This is a genomic window from Trinickia sp. (assembly GCF_051953405.1).
Taxonomy (GTDB): domain Bacteria; phylum Pseudomonadota; class Gammaproteobacteria; order Burkholderiales; family Burkholderiaceae; genus Trinickia.
Map to the genome: position 1 here is coordinate 67423 of NZ_JBQCIV010000012.1, position 18382 is coordinate 85804.

The following is an 18382-nucleotide window of genomic DNA, read 5'->3' on the forward strand; positions in this document are numbered from 1 at the left end:
TAGGAGAACAAGAAGATGCGAGCGATCATCCTCGCTGCGGGCCTAGGGCTGCGCCTGCAGCAACCGCCCCAGCAGCAGTTTCCGAAGTGTCTATTGCGCTTTCAAGGCGTAACGCTGCTCGAGCGCCACTTGCGCGCCTTGCGTGCGCTCGGCGTGGACGAAGTCGAACTGGCGCTCGGGTTTCAGCCCGAGCAGATTGCCGCCGAACTCGATCGCATCGGCTGGCAGCCGCGTCCTTCGGCGGTGCTGAACGAGCGATACGACTTGGGCAGCGTGCTCACCGTGCATACGATGGCCGATGCATTGACGCGCGGCGGCGACGTGCTGCTCATGGACGCCGACGTGCTCTACGACGAGGCGATCTTGCAAGCGCTCGTCGCAGGCCCGAGCACCGACCGGCTGCTGATCGACCGCGACTTCGAAACGGGCGACGAGCCCGTGAAGCTGTGCCTGCAAGACGGCGTGCCCGTAGAGTTGCGTAAGCAGTTGGCCGTGGGGCTCCAGTACGACACGATCGGCGAATCCGTCGGCTTTTTCCGCTTTCGCGAAGACACCGCGCGGCGGCTCGCCGAAATCGTCGCAGGCTACGTGACGAGCGGTCGCGAGCACATGCCGCACGAAGAGGCGGTGCGCGACTTGCTGCTCGAGGGCGGGCGCCGCTATGACGTCGCCGATGTCACGGGCCTGCCGTGGATCGAAATCGACTTTCCGGGCGACGTCGCACGCGCCGAACACGACGTCTTGCCGCGGCTCGCTCAATCGGCGGGGGTCGCACGATGAACGCGCGCACCCCGGGAACGACCACGCGCTCGCGCTTCGAACGGTTGCGCGACATGCTCTTGAGCGACAAGCTCGAATTCTTGATGGAAGCACACAACGGCTTATCGGCCCGCATCGTGCGCGAGGCGGGATTCAAGGGGATCTGGGCATCCGGCCTCGCGATTTCCGCGCAGTTCGGCGTGCGCGACAACAACGAGGCGAGTTGGACGCAAGTCGTCGACACGCTCGAATTCATGGCCGATGCGAGCGACCTGCCGATCCTGCTCGACGGCGATACCGGTTACGGCAACTTCAACAACGTCCGGCGCCTCGTGCGCAAGCTCGAACAGCGCGGTATTGCCGGTGTCTGCATCGAAGACAAACAATTCCCGAAGACGAACAGCTTCATCGGCGGCGAGCGTCAGCCGCTGGCCGATATCGACGAATTCTGCGGCAAGATCAAGGCCGGCAAAGATTCGCAGTGCGAACCGAATTTCTCGATCGTCGCCCGTGTCGAAGCGCTGATCGCGGGTTGGGGGCTGCAAGAGGCGCTCGATCGCGCGGAAGCCTATCGCCTCGCCGGCGCCGACGCGATCCTCATCCACAGCAAGCTGTCGCGCCCCGACGAAATCCTGGCGTTCGCGCGCGAATGGGCGGGACGCGCGCCGCTCGTGATCGTCCCGACGAAGTACTACAGCACGCCGACCGAAGTGTTCCGCAAAGCGGGGATCAGCACCGTCATCTGGGCGAACCATCTCGTGCGCGCCGCCGCTTCTTCGATGCAGGCCGTCGCAAAGGAGATTCACGATAGCGAAACGCTCGTCAATGTCGAGGAGCGCATCGCCAGCGTCGAAGAGATCTTCCGGCTGCAAGACGCCGACGAGTACACCACGGCCGAGCGCCTCTATTTATCCGCCTCGCGCAAACCCGGCGCGGCCGTCGTGCTGGCCGCCAGCCGCGGGCGCGGGCTCGAAGCCGTCACGGCCGAGCGGCCCAAAGTCATGCTGCCCGTGGCGGGCAAACCGCTGCTGCGCTGGCTCGTCGATGCCTTCAAAAAGCAAGACGTCAACGACATCACCGTCGTGGGCGGCTACCGCGCCGATGCAATCGACGCGACCGGCATCAAGCTCGTCGTCAACGAGCGGCACGCGCAGACAGGCGAGCTGGCCTCGCTCGCGTGCGCCGTGGATGCGGGCGAACTGACGACGGACACCTTGCTCTCGTACGGCGACCTGCTCTTTCGCAGCTATATCCTGCGCGATCTCGCGGAAAACGATGCACCGTTCACCGTCGTCGTCGATTCGTCGCAACCGCATACGTCGAATCAAAGCGTGCGCGATTTCGCCTACTGCTCGGCGCCCGACGATCGCGCCCTGTTCGGCCATCAGACCTTGCTGCGACGCATCCATAGCGGCAAACCGGGCGGCACCCCGCCCGACGGCCGATGGATCGGCTTGCTGAGCGTGCGCGGACAGGGTCTCGAACGATTGCGCACGATGCTGGCGGAGCTGCGCAGGCAGCCCGACTTCGACGCGCTCGACGTCCCCACGCTGATCAACGCGCTCATCGATGCCGGCGAAGCGATCGAAGTGCAATACGTGCACGGCCATTGGTGCGGCGTCAACGACCTCGAAGACTTCCGGCGCGCAAGCGATTTCGCGCACGCGCAAACGCCGTTCGCCGTCGGTCGCAACGGTCAGGGCGGTACGCCATGATCGAAGCGACCCAATTCGTCGAAGCGGCCCGCCGCCGCGGACTGACCTGGTATGCGGGCGTGCCTTGCTCGTTTCTCACGCCCTTCATCAACTATGTCTTGCAAGATCCGTCGCTGCATTACGTCAGCGCGGCGAACGAGGGCGATGCAGTCGCCCTGATCGCAGGCGTGACGCTCGGTGCGCGAGACGGTACACGCGGCATCGCGATGATGCAAAACTCCGGCCTCGGCAACGCCGTGAGCCCGTTGACGTCGCTGACCTGGACCTTCCGGCTGCCGCAGCTCTTGATCGTGACGTGGCGCGGCGAGCCCGGTGTCTCCGATGAGCCGCAGCACGCGCTCATGGGTCCGATCACGCCGACGCTGCTCGAGACCATGGAAATCCCGTGGGAACCGTTCCCGCGCGACGCCGATGCCATCGAACCGGCGCTCGCACGGGCCGTCGCGCATATGGACAAAACCGGTCGTCCGTACGCGCTGGTGATGCAAAAGGGCAGTGTTTCGCCCTACCCGCTCGACGCCGCAAGCACGCCGCGAGCCGTGACGTGCACGCCGGAAACGGATTGGCGCGGGGTGGCCCCCGATCGCCTGCCGTCGCGGCGGGAAGCGCTCGAGCGCGCGATCGCTCACACGCCGCTCGATTCGACGGTCGTCCTTGCATCGACGGGATTTTGCGGGCGGGAACTGTACGCGCTGAACGATCGCGCAAATCAACTCTATATGGTCGGATCGATGGGATGCGTCACGCCGCTCGCGCTCGGGCTCGCGCTCGCGCGGCCCGATTTGCATGTGGTCGCGCTGGACGGCGACGGTGCCGCGCTCATGCGGATGGGTGCGTTTGCGACGCTCGGCGCCTATGGCCCACGCAATCTCACGCATCTGCTGCTCGATAACGGCGCGCACGATTCCACGGGCGGACAAGCCACGGTCTCGCCGCATGTCTCGTTCGCGGGCGTGGCCGCGGCATGCGGCTATGCTCGCGCACTCGAAGGCGACGACCTTTCGCTCGTCGATACGCTGTTTGCGCGCCAGGCCGACGACACGGCGCGCGCCGGCCCACGCTTCGCACGACTGGCGATACGCCGCGGCACGCCCGACGGCTTACCCCGCCCGACGATTTCCCCCGCCGATGTCAAAGCGCGGTTGATGCGCCACATTGGCGCTGCTTGAGGAATCCCCACGATGAAAACGCTGTTGCTGAACCCCGGCCCCGTCACCCTGACCGAGCGAGTGCGCAAGAGCTTGTTGCAGCCCGACTTATGCCATCGCGAAAGCGAGTTTTACGATTTGCAGGACGAAGCGCGAGCGCGACTGCTTAACGTCTATCGCCTCGATCCGAACGAATGGTCGGCAGTCCTAATGACCGCCTCGGGAACCGGCGCGGTGGAGAGTATGATCGCGTCGCTCGTGCCGCAGGGCGGCAAACTGCTCGTCGTGCAGAACGGCGTTTATGGCGAACGGATCGCGAATATCGCGAAGCAGTATGGGATCGGGTACGAGAGCGTCGTTCATGAGTGGATGCAAGCGCCCGATTTAGCGCGGATCGAAGCGTGTCTCGATGCAAGCGGGCCGTTTTCGCACGTGGCGATCGTGCATCACGAAACGACGACGGGGCGGCTCAACGATTTGCAAGCGCTCGGCGCGGTGTGCCGTGCCCGTGGCGTGTCATTGCTGGTCGATGCCGTCAGCAGCTTCGGTGCGGAGGCGATCGATTTCGACGGCGCCAACGTCGCCGCCGTCGCGGCAACGGCCAACAAGTGCTTGCACGGCGTACCGGGGGCATCGTTCGTGGTGGCGCGACAGCACGCGATCGAGCAGGCGGCAAGCCGTACCTACTACCTCGATTTGGCCCGCCTAGCGAAGCTGCAAGCGCAGCGCAATACGCCATTTACGCCTTCGGTGCATGCGTACTATGCGCTCGTCGAGGCGCTGCGCGAGTTCGAGGAACAAGGCGGCGTTTGCGCGCGGCATGCCCGGTATGCGGCATTGGCCGAGCAGGTGCGCAGCGGCCTTGCCTCGCGAGGGATGGCGTCGATCCTGCCGCCTGAGCAATCGTCGGTCGTGCTGCGTTCGTATGCGTTGCCGTCCGGCATCGCGTACGAAGCCCTGCACGATGGGTTGAAAGCGCACGGGTTCGTCGTGTACGCCGGGCAAGGAGGCTTGTCGAAGCAACTGTTCCGCGTGTCGACGATGGGGGATATCGAAGCTGCCGATATGGAACGGTTGCTGCAGGCGTTCGATTCGCTGTTGCGGTGAGCGTCAGGCACCGCGCGTGTCGGCGGACGAGGCTGCAGTACAGTCGCCGTTAGCCAGCCCCCCCAGCCGCTGCACGGCCTGTTCCAATTCGCTCGTCCACCGATTGCCTGCGTTCAACCGCAGACAATCGTCGAACGCCTCGCCTTCGCCGAACAGATGGCCCGGCGCAAAGCCAATCCCTTCGGCCCGCGCCTGCTCGAATAGCGCACGGGTGCTCCGCCGCCGGCCGTCGATCGCGGGGAGCTTCGCCCACAGCACGAGGCCGCCGGCCGGATCCGTGACCTCCGTCCCGACCGGGAAGAACCGCAGCACCGCTTCACGCAACATCCGCTGTTGGCGTTGCAACGCCGCCTTCAACCGCCGCAAGTGCAGTGCATAGCCGCCGGTGGCCAACAATTCGGCCACGGCCGCCTGCTGAAGCTCGGCCGTCGCCATGCTCGTCGTGTACTTGAGGGCTTTCACGCGCTCGGAAAACCGCCCGCCGGCAATCCAGCCCAAGCGCAACCCCGGCGCCAGGCTCTTCGAGAACCCACCGCAGAGCAAGACGTTCCCATGGCCATCGTCGAACGATCGCACAGGCCGCGGCCGCGTTTCGCCAAAACACAGATCCCCGAAAATGTCGTCCTCGATCAGCGGCACATCGTGCTCGCGCAACAGGGCGACGAGCATGCGCTTGTGCGTGTCGCTCGGGACGCTGCCGAGCGGGTTGTTGCCGTTCGCCACCGTCACCACCGCTTTGATCGGCACGCCGCGATCGAGCGCCTCCTTCAACGCGTCGATATCCATACCCGTGCGCGGCTTGCACGGTATCGGATAGACGCGCATCTCGAGGGCACGCAACATCTGCAGCAAGACGAAATAGGTCGGCGATTCGACGGCAACGATGTCGCCCGGCCGCGCGACCGCTCGCAACGCCAAGTTCAACGCTTCGACGCATCCGTTCGTCACGACCAGTTCGTCCGGATCGAGTTCGCACGCGTACTGCATCGCCTGCCGCGCCACCTGGGCACGCAGCGCGGGGTACCCGGTACCGCGTACGTGCGATCCGACGAGATCGCGATGCTGATAGGCGAGCCGGCGCAAGAGCACGCCGAACCGCTCGACGGGGTACAGCGCCGTTTCCGCCGAAGCCAGATCGAGCCGCACCGCGGTGGGCGGCGGCGCGGCGGCGATCGCCAGATGATCGCGCGACTGCGCGTCCAGTTCCGGCGCCGGCCGAGCCCATCGATTCGGGCCCGCCCCCTTCGGCTCGCCGGCACCGGCGCCTCGTTTGACGCGTCTGGCACGCTTCGCGACAAAATACCCCGATCGCGGCCGCGCTTCGATATAGCCGCGCGTCTCGAGCCAGCGCAAAGCCTGCAGCGCCGTCGACACACTGATCTCGCGCTGCGCCGCGAGCGTGCGCACGGACGGCAAACGCGTGCCCTCGCCCATCGCCGCTTGCTCGATCCTGTCGCGCAGCCAGTGCGCCAATTGCAGGTAGAGCGGTGTATCGTCGTCGGCGAAATCCATGGCGGTCGGGCAAAAACGCGGAAATCTGTTATGTAACAGATTCGGCCCTGTTGTGTATAGGGACACCGCACCCGCCGTGCGATGATGGCCGCACTGACCGAGCACCACGGATAGGAGATCGAAGATGGAAGCAGCAGCATTGAAATACGACTTTCGCAGCGATACGGTTACGCGCCCGAGCGCTGGCATGCGCGCGGCGATGGCCGCGGCGGAAGTAGGCGACGACGTGTTCGGCGACGATCCCACGGTCAAGCGGCTCGAAGCGCGCGTGGCAGAGGCGATCGGCAAAGAAGCCGGCTTGTTCGTTCCATCCGGCACGCAATCGAATCTCATCGCGCTGATGACGCATTGCGAGCGCGGCGATGAATACCTCGTCGGCCAGCAAGCGCACTGCTATCGCTGGGAAGCCGGCGGCGCGGCCGTGCTCGGCAGCATCCAGCCGCAACCGCTCGAAAACGCGCCGGACGGAACGATCGCGCTGGCCGATATCGAAGCGGCCATCAAACCCGACGATCCGCACTTCGCACGCACGCGCTTGCTCGCGCTCGAAAATACGATCGGCGGCAAGATCCTACCGACCGACTACGTCCAAGCCGCGACCGCACTGGCCAAGCGGCATGGGCTGTCGTGCCATCTGGACGGCGCCCGGCTCATGAACGCGGCGGTAGCGCTTGGCGTGCCCGCCGCGACCTTGGCGCAGCCGTTCGATACGGTGTCGGTCTGCCTATCGAAGGGCCTCGGGGCCCCCGTCGGCTCGGTCCTGGTCGGCGCCAAAGCGGCGATCGCGCGTGCGCGCCGTCTGCGCAAGATGCTCGGTGGCGGCATGCGCCAAGCGGGGATCCTCGCCGCCGCCGGTCTTTACGCGCTCGAACATAACGTCGAGCGTCTCGCGCAAGATCACGCGAATGCCCGCGCCCTTGCGGAAGGCCTGGCCAAGCTGCCGGGGCTCACGGTCACGCCGCCCGATACCAACATCGTGTTCGTGGGCGTGGAAGCGTCCGTCGGTCCCGCGCTCGCCGCTCACCTCACGCAGCACGGGATCGGCGTCGTCTCTATGTACGGAGCCACGCGTCAGCGCTGGGTCACGCACCTCGACGTCGATGCGCAAGCCGTCGAGCACGCGCTCTCGGTCGCAGCGCAATTTCTGCAGCGATAACGAGCGGGCCGAATCGACGTCATGGGACGCAGCATTCGATCATCGATTTCACACGGGGCCATGCCTATGCAAGCCAATAACTTTTCCTTGACCGACTACCTTCATCGAATCGACTACACGGGCACGCCGAAAGCCGACATCGAAACGGTCGCGCGCATGATGCGGCGCCAACTCTTTTCCGTGCCGTTCGAAAACCTCGACGTGCAAGCGGGCAAGATCGTCTCGCTCGTACCGGAGGAGATCGTCGAAAAAATCGTCGGCCGCAAGCGCGGCGGCTACTGCTACGAAGTGAACGGCTTGTTCGCGATGGCGCTCGAATCGCTCGGCATTTCCTATCGGTTCGTCGCGGCGCGGCCGATGTTCTACCCGGCGCGGCGGCCGCGCACGCATATGGCGCTCGTGCTCACGCTGGACGGCGAACGCTGGCTGTGCGATCTGGGTTTCGGCAGTTACGGCATGCGCGCCCCGATGCGGCTCTCGGCCCTCGACGAGGAAATCGCGCAGGACGACGACACCTTCATGTTGACCCTGGGCGAGGACGGGTTTTATCTGCTTCGCGCCAAAGTCGACGGGCAATGGACGAACCAATATGCGTTCGACCTTTCTCCGCAGGAATGGGTGGATTTCGTGCCGGCCAATTATCTGAATTCGACGCACCCCGACGCGATCTTCGTACGAATGACCGTCGCCGTTCTGATGACGGAGGCCGGCCGTAAGATCTTGGGCGGCGACAGCTTGAAGATCGTCGCGCATGGCCGGACGGAAAAACGGACCGTGGCGCCGAACGAGTTGGCCGACGTGCTCGCCCGGGAGTTCGGATTGAAGATGGCGAGCTAAGGATCCGGTCACGCTGTCACAAAATGCCGGCGTGGATCGTCTGAGGTGGGTTAAGCACGAATTCGTGCCTAACCTTTAGACCGATACCTCATCGAGAAACCGATATGTCGATCGACTCCACTCGTGCATCCACCGGTCCCGATCCGTTCGACGCGCTCCGGCCCCGCCTCTTTTCGGTGGCGTACCGCATGCTCGGTACGCGTGCCGACGCCGAAGACGTCGTGCAAGACGCCTGGCTGCGCTGGCAGCAAAATACCGATCGCTCGGCCGTGCAATCGGCCGAAGCGTGGCTCGTCACCGTCGTCACGCGGCTGTCGATCGACCGGCTGCGCGCGGCGAAAGCGGAGCGCGAAGCGTACATCGGCAAGTGGTTGCCCGAGCCGCTCGTCGAGGCATCCGACGACCATACGCCCGAAGTCGCGGCCGAACTGGCGAGCGATCTGTCCATCGCGCTGCTTTGGGTGCTCGAACGGCTATCCGCAGAAGAGCGCGCCGCATTCTTGCTGCGCCAGGTGTTCGACCACGACTACGACGAGATCGCGTCGCTACTCGGCAAAACTGAAGCCGCCTGCCGGCAAATGGTGCATCGCGCGGCCGAGCGGCTGCAGCAAACGCGCACGCGTTTCGACGTGCCGCGCGAGGCGCATCGGCGCGTCGTCGAAAAATTCATGGCTGCCGCCCAATCGGGCCAGCGCGATGCCATCCAGGCGTTGTTGGCCGACGACGTCGAACTGGTCGGCGACGGTGGCGGCAAGGTCCCGTCCATCTTCAAAGTGCTGCATGGCGCGCTGCGCATCGCCAATCTGTTCTGGGTCACGGGGCGGCGCTTCGGGCCCCAGATGGTTTATCGCCACGCGCAGGTCAACGGCGAACCCGGCATCTTGCGCTATGTGGACGGCAAGTTGGAATCGGCGATGGCGTTCGCGACCGACGGCGAACGGATCACGGGCGTCTACGTCATCCGCAACCCGGATAAGCTCGCTCGCATTCCGCAGTCGCTCGCGCGATAACACGCGAACGGCCCGTCACACGCGCGATTCGAGGGGTTCGTCATCGTGACGATCACCGCCTGCAATCTGCTCAACGCGAGCTTATGCAATCCGGCGCCGAAGAAGGTCTGGGCAGAATTTTCCCGCTTGTCGCGCTTCCCCGAAAGATCCACTCGGTTGAGCGTCGGATACACCTTTCTTTTCCATTACAATCACGCCGAACCTAAACCGAGTCTCCTTCGCGATTCGCTCCATCGTCGAGAATTCATGCCCCCACCTGCGTCGCGCCTGCTCGAACTCGACTTCTTCCGCGGTCTCGTGATGCTCGTGATCGTCGTCGATCACATCGGCGGCAGCATCCTGTCGCGGTTTACTTTGCACTCCTACGCATTTAGCGACGCCGCGGATGTTTTCGTGTTTCTAGGTGGGTACGCGGCCGCCACGGCCTATCTATCGCTTGCGGCGAAACGCAACGAGCAGGCCGCACGGCGACGCTTCGCGAAGCGCGCCGGCGAACTGTATCGCGGCTTCCTCGTCACGGCGGCATTGATGCTCGTCATCAGCGCCGGATTCGCCGCACTGCGCATCGATGCGCCCAATCTCGCGGCGCGCGATCTGCGGGCGCTCCTCGACATGCCCGCGCAAACGCTGTGGGACGTCGTATCGTTCAAGCGCCAGCCCTACCTCGCCTCGGTGCTGCCGATGTATATCGGATTCGCGCTCGCAACGCCGATCGTCGTCCCGCTTGCGCGACGCCACCCCTGGCCATTGCTCGTTGCGAGCGCGGCGGCATGGGGTGCCGCCGGGCTCGGCGCCGATTGGCTGCCTTCGATCGATCGGGCATCCTGGAAATTCAATCCGTTCGCCTGGCAATTCATCTTCGTGCTCGGGGCGCTCGCGCGCTGCCAACCGGTCTATCAGCGTATCCGAACGCGGCCCGGTGCCCGCCTGCTCAGCGTAGCGGCCATCGGCATCGCGCTCTGTCTCGCCGCCATCAAGCTTGGCGGCGCCAGCGAGTGGCACGCCTTCGCCTCGAAACCCGACCTCGGTTGGCTGCGTATCGTCAATTTCGCCGCCATCGCGTGGCTGGCGGCCGATATGACGCGCCGCGGCTGGATCGGCTGGCTAGCGCGGCGCTCGGACTGGATCAACCGAATCGGACGCGCCGGCCTCGCTTCGTTCATCGCGGGCGCAAGCATTTCGCTCATTGTCGATTCCGTTCTCTACACGTTCACGGACGGCCTCTTGCATGTGCCCCTCGGTCTGGCGGCGGATGCGGCCGCCATCGTTTTGCTTATCGCCGCGGTTCGGCTGCGCGAGGTTCCGGCCGGTATCCGCATGACCGCCATGGTTTCGTGATAGTGCCCGGCTACCTGCCGGCAACGTCGGGTCGGGTCTAGCTGAACTCGGCTCGGCTCAGCGCAACGCCTCGCGCCAAAGCACGGTCAGAATCGTCATCAAGGCTGGGCCGATGAACAAACCGATGAGGCCGAACGTCTCGGCGCCGCCGAGGATGCCGAACAACACCAGCAGAAACGGCAGCCGCGTGGCACTGCCGATCAAGCCGGGGCGCACGAAGTGCTCGGCGAGAAACACCACCACGCCGCCCGTCGCCAAGACGATCAATGCGCCCGCCGCCTGCCCATGAACGTAGAGCCATAGCGCCGCCAGGCCGAATGCGATCGGCGCGCAGAACGGCAGCATGGCGGCAATAGCCGTGACAAGCCCCAGTTCGGCCGCGTGCGGCAAGCCCGTCGCAAAATACGAGACACCGATCAAAGCCCCCTCGCCGAGCCCGACGACGACGAGCCCCGTCACGGTGCTCCGCACAGCCGCCGCCATACGTATCGCGAGGTGCGTGCCGTCGGCGCCGAATACGCCGCGTACGGCTTTCACCAATTGCTCGGACATGCGCGGCCCCGTGCGCAACACCACGAACAGCGTCAGCAACATAAAGCCGAAATGGACGATGCCTTTCACCGCGAGCGAGCCGAAATGGCGGCCAGCCGTGGCGACATGGGTGCCGCGTAGCTGTTGCATGGCGGGCGAGCCTTCCAGCGGGCGTGCGAGGTTGGTCTGCCACCAGTCGGCAATCTGTTTGCCGAACGGCAGTTGCTGTGCGAACTGCGGCAAGGCAATGCCGTTTTGCTCGACATCCGCCACCCATTGCATTAAATGATGGGTCTCGTGCAGCACCTGAGTGAAGATGCCGACGATGGGCAAGACGACGAACAAGCCCACCACCGTCGTCAACGCCAACGCGATTGCGCTGGCGCGCAACGACGATTGCTTGGGCGAACTGAGCCGCTGCAACAGCGGCCATACGACGATCGCAATCACGAGCGCCCAGACGATCGGCTCGATGAACGCGTGAATGACCCACAACGCCAGCGCCACGAGGACGGCGTATAGCGCTAGCGTTGCGATGCGCTGCCTGCGCCGTGCGTCGGCAGGATCTTTCGTGGCAAGCGGAAGAAGCGGCATAAAAATCGCCCTTGCGAGAATGGTATCGATCGCCGACATCTTATAGAAGTTCGCATGGCGCCCATTACACCGTCATCGATTTCCCTTCATACTTTCGAAAAAAGTCGGCGGACCTCATCGAATCCTCCTTATCTGCGGAGCGGCCATGCGCTCGAGCTTTGCTCACTTGCGGTTCAGCATCAAAACCGTCGATACCGTCAATACCGTGTTGCAGGGGCTTCGGTTCGGGCTCGTACTCGCGCTAGTCAGCGGATTCGGCGCAAGCGCCATCGCGCATGCCGTGGAAAATCAGCCCGACGTAGGCCAAAGCGCCACGGCGGCCCGCCATCCGTCGCCGGCATCGCAAACGAGCGCAGCAGCAGCCGTGTCAGCCAGCCCGCTAGGCATGGCCTCCTGCGTGCAGAGCACTGCGGCAATGCCCGTCCCGCAAGAAACGTCGATCGACACGAAGCACGCTTTGCGCCTGGACGGCCACCGGCTCGACTATCGCGCCACGGCCGGCAACCTGCTGTTGCGCGACGACAAAGGCGAGCCGGACGCGAGCATGTTCTACGTTGCGTACACGGTGCCGGCCCGGAGCGACGGCGCCGCCGGCCACGGCTCGCCGCGCCCCGTCACGTTCCTCTTCAACGGGGGGCCCGGCGCCGCGAGCGTATTCTTGCTGATGGGCTCGTTCGGCCCGAAGCGCGTCCATACCGCGAGCCCATCGGCTACGCCGCCTGCGCCCTATATGCTGCTCGACAACCCCGATTCGTTACTCGACAAGACCGACCTCGTGTTCGTGGATGCCGTCGGCACGGGCTTTTCGAAAATCGTCGGCCATGGCGCCGGTAAGCGCTTTTGGAGCGTGGACGGCGACCTCGATGCCTTCGTCCAGTTCATCGATCGCTACTTGACCGTCAACGGCCGCTGGAATTCGCCGAAATTTCTGATCGGCGAATCGTATGGCACCGCGCGCGCGGCGATGCTGGCCTACCGCCTAGGCGGGCACGAAGTGTCGCTAAACGGCGTGGTGCTGCTTTCCTCGGTACTCAATTCGGGCATGCGCGCGCCTGGCCTCGACCTCATGTCCGTCCGCTATCTGCCTTCGTATGCCGCGACGGCTTGGTACCACAACAAGCTCGGCCCCACGAAACCCGCCGACCTGCCGGCGTTCTTGGACGAAGTGCGCCGCTTCGCGACAGGGCCTTACGCCGCGGCGCTCGCGGAGGGCGATGCGCTGCCCGACGCGGAGCGCGATGCGATCGCCGCGCGCGTCGCACAGTACACCGGCCTGGATCCGCAATACGTGGCGAAAGTGCGGCTGCGCATCTCGCCCTCTCATTTCCGCAAGCAATTGCTGCTCGAGCAAGATCGCAGCGTCGGGCGCTACGATAGCCGCTTCGAAGGCATCGATTACGACGACGGCTCATCATCGCCGAACTACGACGCTGCGGAAGCGTACATTGCGAGCGCCTTCAACGCGGCCTTTCACGAGCATCTCGCGCGCGACCTCTATTACGCAAGCGAGGCACCGTACCGAGTGTTCAACGATCACGTGCTCGACACCTGGGATTGGAAGCATCGCTCGTCGTGGGGCGAGACCCTCAGCGTGCCGTACGCAGCGGCAGACCTAGCCGAAGCGATGCGCCGCAATCCCCACCTGAAGGTGCTATCGGCAAACGGCTATTTCGATCTGGCCACGCCGTTCTTCGCGACCGAGTACGACCTCGCGCATATGGGCCTGGCGCCATCGCTGCGCGAGAACCTGCAGATCACCTACTACGCCACGGGACACATGATCTATCTCGACGATTCGGCATTGCATGCTTTGAAAGCGGATTTGGATCGGTTTTACGACAGCGCGGTAAACCGGTAGCGGGCGCGTTTTTCAGCAGATAAGCCGCATGCATCGCGCAGCACATAACCAACAATCCACCAAATCATCAATACGCTTTAATTTGCACATTAATCCGTATCAATGAGCCATATAATGAGATCCTTGGTTCTATTATTTTTCATAGTAAACTAACAGAACACCCTGTAGAGCGAACGCAATCCGATCTTCCCTTCCGCCGCCAACCGAACCGTACCCTACGAGGCTCCACGAATACGGACAGACCCCCACTTCCACTACCACTATTAACAGCTACACGACCATATTTTTGACTTGTTAGGTTAATCGTGCTCAATAAATCGTTGAGCGTTTTTACCCACAATCCAAACGATGGCTCGAGACGGCATAAAATTCGAAATCCGTTGACTCACCGCTATCCCGCGGATACGGCGTCTCTTGGCGTTGCAATCCTAGGAGGTCAAATTGAAGTCGACAGTCAAAATGAAGGGGTCGGTACCAGGCATTCGTCACGCGGCGGCATGGGTATTGCCGCTCGTCGTCGCCGCGTTTCCCGCTCACGCGGCTAGCGTGCCGACTACCTGGGTCGGCACCGAAACGAGAGCGTTTCTCACGCCGCAGCAAATGAGGACCTTGGCCGCGACCCCGCAAGCGCAAGCGAAGGCGGGCGAGGCCGCGCACGTCGTGGTCAGCCTGCGCGTGCGCAACTTCGCCAAGCTGAAGGCGCTCGGTCACGCGGTCAACGAGCGCGGCAATAGCCAGTACCACCGCTTCCTCACACCGCGGAAGTTCCTGGCCGATTTCGCGCCTACTGAAGCTCAGGTGCAAAAGGTCGTGACCTATCTGCGCAAAAGCGGCTTCGTGAACGTTCGCGTATCGAACAATCGCCTCTTGGTTTCCGCCGACGGTACGGCCGGCACCGTGAAGACGGCATTCAACACGCCGCTCGTGCATTTCCGCAAGGGCGATCGCTTAGTGTTCGCAAACTCGGCACCGGCCGAGGTGCCGGAACACCTTGGGGGGACGGTGTTGTCGGTGCTCGGGTTGCAGAACGTCACGCGCGCGCACACGATGGCCGTCAGGGGCCCGCGTACGCAAGCGAAGACGATGGCAAGCGGCACGGAGACGGGCCACTACCCGACGGAATGGCCGACGCTGTACGGCGCCGCCGATCTGGCGACGGCCGCGAATACGACGGTCGGGGTCGTCACGATCGGCGGCGCCAGTCAAGCCACGCAGGATCTGAATCAGTTCACGCAGGCGAACAATCTCGCCACCGTAAACGTCTCCGCGGTGCAAACGGGAGATCCGAACGGCAACTATAGCGACGATCAGCAAGGCCAAGGCGAATGGGATCTCGACAGCCAGGACATCGTCGGCGCCGCCGGCGGCGCCGTGAATCAACTGATCTTCTATGAAGCCGACGCGGGCGCCTCCGGCAATACCGGCCTGACGCAAGCCTTCAACCAGGCCGTCAGCGACAACACCGCCAAAGTCGTCAACGTCTCGCTCGGCTGGTGCGAAACCGATGCACAAGCCGACGGCACGGTCGCCGCCGAGGATCAAATCTTCGCGACCGCGGTGGCGCAAGGCCAAACCTTCTCGGTGTCCTCGGGCGACGAAGGCGCCTACGAGTGCAACAACCGAGGCTATCCGGACGGCAGCACGTATTCGATCTCGTGGCCGGCCTCGTCGCCGAATGTCATTGCGGTGGGCGGCACGACGCTATTTTCGACGACGAGCGGCGGCTGGGCGAACGAAACGGTCTGGAACGAAGGGCTCGACGGAAACGGCAAGCTGTGGGCATCGACGGGCGGGATCAGCCAAGTCGAAGCGGTGCCGTCTTGGCAAAGTTCGCTGACGGTCAGCCCGAAGCCGACGGGACGGGCAGTGCCCGATATTTCGTTCGACGCGGCGCAAAGCTCCGGCGCGCTCGTCTACAACTATGGTCAGATCCAGCAGATCGGCGGTACGAGTCTCGCCTCGCCGATCTTCGTCGGATTATGGGCGCGGCTCGAATCGGCTCATTCGAATTCGCTCGGCTTTCCCGCATCGAGCATCTATAGCGCCGTGCCGTCGACGCCCTCGCTCGTTCACGACGTCACGTCGGGCAACAACGGCTACCAGGGCGACGGCTACAACGCCGCAAAAGGCTGGGACTATCCGACCGGCTGGGGCAGCTTCGTGATGTCGAATCTCGCGTCGTATGTCAACAGCCATTCGTTCGGACAATGATCGAACGCGAAGCCCCTGCCGGGCGATCGCAATGAGCCTGGCCATCTAGCGTCTCAGGCATGCGGCAGTGCGCGCCGCAACCGGTCCGGGCTGCTCGCCCCGGACCGGCGTTTTCGTTGTGCGCGCAACAAACGTCTCGTTTACCGGGCGCGTCGACAAAACTCGGCGCATAATCGTTGCTTTGCGTCCTTGCCCACGACACGTCGTTGCAGCGCCGCTTGCCCATGCCGCTCGCCATCAAAGCCTTCATCGCCCCGCTGATCGTGGCTTGCGCCATGTTCATGGAAAGCGTCGACGGCAACATCATCGTGACGGCGCTGCCGTCGATGGCCCGCGATTTCGGCAGCGATCCGATCGCATTGAAAGTGGCCATCACGAGCTACGTCCTCGGGCTCGGCGTGTTCATCCCGATCTGCGGCTGGCTGGCCGACCGCTTCGGCGCGCGCACCGTCTTTCGCACGGCAATCGGCATCTTCGTGGTCGGCTCGGTCCTGTGCGGCTTCGCGCACTCGCTCCACGTCTTCACGCTTGCCCGCTTCCTGCAGGGCATCGGCGGCGCGATGATGGTCCCTGTCGGCCGCATCATCATCTTTCGCGCCGTGCCCAAAACCGAGTTCGTGCGCGCCATGAATTACCTGAGCCTGCCCGCCATGTTCGCGCCGGCCGCGGCGCCGCTGCTCGGCGGCTTCATCACAACCTACTTGCACTGGCGGCTGATCTTTTTCATCAACGTGCCCGTCGGCATCTTCGGCATTTATCTCACGAACCGCTATATCGTCAACACGCACGAGCCGCATCCCGGTCCGCTCGATTGGTTCGGCTTCTTGCTGTCGGCCATCGGCGGCTCGCTCGTCATGCTCGGCTTGTCGCTGATCGGCAGCGCGATCGTCTCCGATCGCAGCGCCTTCGAAATGACCGTCACGGGGGCCCTGCTGCTCGCGCTTTACGTGCTGTACGCCCAGCGCGCGCAACGGCCGGTGCTCGATTTGCGATTGCTCAGTGTGCCCACGTTTCGCGCCAGCGTGCTGGGCGGATCGATGTTTCGGATCGGGCTTGGCGCCGTACCCTTTCTGCTGCCGCTCGCCTTGCAGGAAGGGCTCGGCATGTCGGCGTTTCAATCGGGGGCGATTACCTGCGCGTCGGCGTTCGGCAGCATGTTCATGCGTTCGCTGACGTCCTCCGTGCTGCGCACCTTCGGTTTTCGGACGGTGCTGATCTACAACGCCGTGTTTTCGGGCATCGCGATTGCCGCCTATGGCGCGTTCTTTCCGGGCACGCCGATCTGGGCGATCTGGCTCGTCGTGTTGCTCGGCGGATTCTTCCCGGCCCTGCAATTCACGAGCTTGAACTCGATGATTTACGCGGAAATCGCGAGCCAGGACGTCGGCCGCGCCACGAGCCTCGGCAGTGTGGTGCAGCAAATGTCGCTCGGGCTCGGCGTGACTGTCGGCGGGATCGTCCTGCAAATTTCGCGGGACCTGCACGGCCACGCGCACGCGTTGTGGTCGGATTTCTGGCCGTCGTTCGTCGTCGTCGGATTGTTTTCGTTCGGGTCGATTCCGATCACGCGACGGCTGGCGCCAGGCGCCGGCGACGAAATCGCGCGCGGCACGCGCGGCTAAGCCGCGACGCGGGGCGCATCGCTCGCGCTCGCGTAGCCGCGCACCGCGTCCACCACGATCGTCGCCAGTTGCTCGACCGGCGGCGTTGCCGCGCTCGATGCCCGCAGCAGCGAAAGCCCGAGCGAGGGCAGCGACGGCAAGCCTAAAGCCGGCGGCGCAAGCGTCCTCACAGTGTGCGGCAGGCCGTAGTTTGTGCGCACCGTCAACCCAAGCCCCGCCGCGGCCGCGGCCCATAAGCCGGCGAGACTGGGGCTCGTCAGCGCCACGCGCCAGGCGATGCCCGCTCGGTCGAGCGCGTCCGTCGCCAGCGAGCACAGCATGCAGGCTCCGTCGAAGAGCACGAGCGGCAGCGGCTCGCCCGTCTCGGGAGACCATTGCAACGCATCGGATCCGATCCAGCACAACGGTGCCTTGACCACTTCGATGCTCGCACCGGCTGCACGCCGCGCGCGCGTCGAGAGGTTGAGATCGTCCCAGACGAGCGCGAGGTCGAGTTCGCCCGCATCGAGCCGCTCGGTCAGATCGGCATTGCGCGCCACGCGCGCCTCGATCCGCACCTTCGGATGCGCGCGCGCGAAGCGGCCCAGCACGTCGGCCAGCAGCGACTCGCCGAAATCCTCCTGCAACCCGAGGCGTACCCAGCCTTGCAGATCCGTGCCGCGCGCCGCCACGGCCGCCTCGTCGTTCAGCTCGACGAGACGGCGCGCGTAGCGAAGCATGACCTCGCCCGCATCGGTCAGGCCGAGCCCCCGCCCCGCTTTGCGAAACAGCGGGGCGCCGACCTGCTCTTCCAGCTTGCGGATTTGCGCGCTGACCGCGGACGTCGAGCGCCCCACGCGATCGGCGGCCTTGGCGAAGCTGCCGAGATCCATTCCGGTGACGAAGCTGCGCAGTGCCGCGACGTCGAAGTTCGTTTGACTCATCTCGCCCCCAGACCATCCTGAAATTTCGAACGATCAATTCAAAATTATCCGATTTTCAGGA

The 18382-nt window shown here is 64.3% G+C and carries 14 protein-coding genes; 11 read left to right on the forward strand and 3 right to left on the reverse strand.

The window, feature by feature from the left end:
• Positions 1-15 precede the first annotated feature (15 nt).
• Genes ACTHN9_RS02620 through ACTHN9_RS02635 form a run of 4 tightly spaced genes read left to right on the forward strand, consistent with a single transcriptional unit; the run spans position 16 to position 4729 of the window.
• Positions 16-780, forward strand: coding sequence for an NTP transferase domain-containing protein (locus tag ACTHN9_RS02620; protein WP_440535187.1), 765 nt, complete (start codon positions 16-18; stop codon positions 778-780).
• Positions 777-2474 carry a phosphoenolpyruvate mutase gene (aepX, locus tag ACTHN9_RS02625; protein WP_440535188.1) on the forward strand — a complete coding sequence of 566 codons (1698 nt, stop codon included), beginning with the start codon at positions 777-779 and terminating at the stop codon, positions 2472-2474. The genes ACTHN9_RS02620 and aepX overlap by 4 nt, the downstream gene beginning before the upstream one ends.
• The gene (aepY, locus tag ACTHN9_RS02630; RefSeq protein WP_440535189.1) at positions 2471-3643 is read left to right on the forward strand and encodes a phosphonopyruvate decarboxylase; all 1173 of its coding nucleotides are present in this window, start codon (positions 2471-2473) and stop codon (positions 3641-3643) included. Before aepX ends, aepY begins: the two co-directional genes overlap by 4 nt.
• Before the next feature lie 12 nt (positions 3644-3655).
• Positions 3656-4729 (forward strand): 2-aminoethylphosphonate aminotransferase, encoded by a 1074-nt coding sequence (locus tag ACTHN9_RS02635; RefSeq protein ID WP_440535190.1) that lies wholly within the window; start codon positions 3656-3658, stop codon positions 4727-4729.
• A 3-nt stretch (positions 4730-4732) separates the two neighbouring features.
• On the opposite strand, the gene ACTHN9_RS02640 is transcribed toward ACTHN9_RS02635, so the two are convergent.
• Positions 4733-6241: a PLP-dependent aminotransferase family protein gene (locus tag ACTHN9_RS02640; protein ID WP_440535191.1), complete on the reverse strand. Its 1509-nt coding sequence runs from the start codon at positions 6239-6241 to the stop codon at positions 4733-4735.
• Positions 6242-6365: 124 nt separating this feature from the next.
• Between ACTHN9_RS02640 and ltaE the strand changes: the two genes are divergently transcribed.
• The 4 genes from ltaE (at position 6366) to opgC (ending at position 10582) form a co-directional block, all read left to right on the forward strand.
• Positions 6366-7397, forward strand: a complete 1032-nt coding sequence (ltaE, locus tag ACTHN9_RS02645; protein WP_440535192.1) for a low-specificity L-threonine aldolase — start codon at positions 6366-6368, stop codon at positions 7395-7397.
• A gap of 66 nt (positions 7398-7463) precedes the next feature.
• Positions 7464-8234, forward strand: a complete 771-nt coding sequence (locus ACTHN9_RS02650) for an arylamine N-acetyltransferase family protein (RefSeq protein WP_440535193.1) — start codon at positions 7464-7466, stop codon at positions 8232-8234.
• A 104-nt stretch (positions 8235-8338) separates the two neighbouring features.
• The gene (locus tag ACTHN9_RS02655) at positions 8339-9244 is read left to right on the forward strand and encodes an RNA polymerase sigma-70 factor (RefSeq protein ID WP_440535194.1); all 906 of its coding nucleotides are present in this window, start codon (positions 8339-8341) and stop codon (positions 9242-9244) included.
• 246 nt (positions 9245-9490) lie between these two features.
• Entirely contained in the window at positions 9491-10582 is a 1092-nt protein-coding gene (gene opgC, locus ACTHN9_RS02660) for an OpgC domain-containing protein (protein ID WP_440535195.1), read from the forward strand.
• 57 nt (positions 10583-10639) lie between these two features.
• Here the strand turns inward: opgC and ACTHN9_RS02665 are convergent, their stop codons facing one another.
• A complete protein-coding gene (locus tag ACTHN9_RS02665) occupies positions 10640-11707 on the reverse strand; it encodes an AI-2E family transporter (RefSeq protein ID WP_440535196.1) in 1068 nt (355 codons plus the stop codon).
• A 145-nt stretch (positions 11708-11852) separates the two neighbouring features.
• On the opposite strand from ACTHN9_RS02665, the gene ACTHN9_RS02670 reads away from it, so the two are divergent.
• The 3 genes from ACTHN9_RS02670 (at position 11853) to ACTHN9_RS02680 (ending at position 17398) form a co-directional block, all read left to right on the forward strand.
• Positions 11853-13565: a S10 family peptidase gene (locus tag ACTHN9_RS02670; protein WP_440535197.1), complete on the forward strand. Its 1713-nt coding sequence runs from the start codon at positions 11853-11855 to the stop codon at positions 13563-13565.
• A gap of 459 nt (positions 13566-14024) precedes the next feature.
• Positions 14025-15776, forward strand: coding sequence for a S53 family peptidase (locus ACTHN9_RS02675; RefSeq protein WP_440535266.1), 1752 nt, complete (start codon positions 14025-14027; stop codon positions 15774-15776).
• A 224-nt stretch (positions 15777-16000) separates the two neighbouring features.
• Entirely contained in the window at positions 16001-17398 is a 1398-nt protein-coding gene (locus ACTHN9_RS02680) for an MFS transporter (protein WP_440535267.1), read from the forward strand.
• On the opposite strand, the gene ACTHN9_RS02685 is transcribed toward ACTHN9_RS02680, so the two are convergent.
• A complete protein-coding gene (locus ACTHN9_RS02685) occupies positions 17395-18321 on the reverse strand; it encodes a LysR substrate-binding domain-containing protein (protein WP_440535198.1) in 927 nt (308 codons plus the stop codon). The genes ACTHN9_RS02680 and ACTHN9_RS02685 overlap by 4 nt on opposite strands.
• Between the last annotated feature and the right edge of the window lie 61 nt (positions 18322-18382).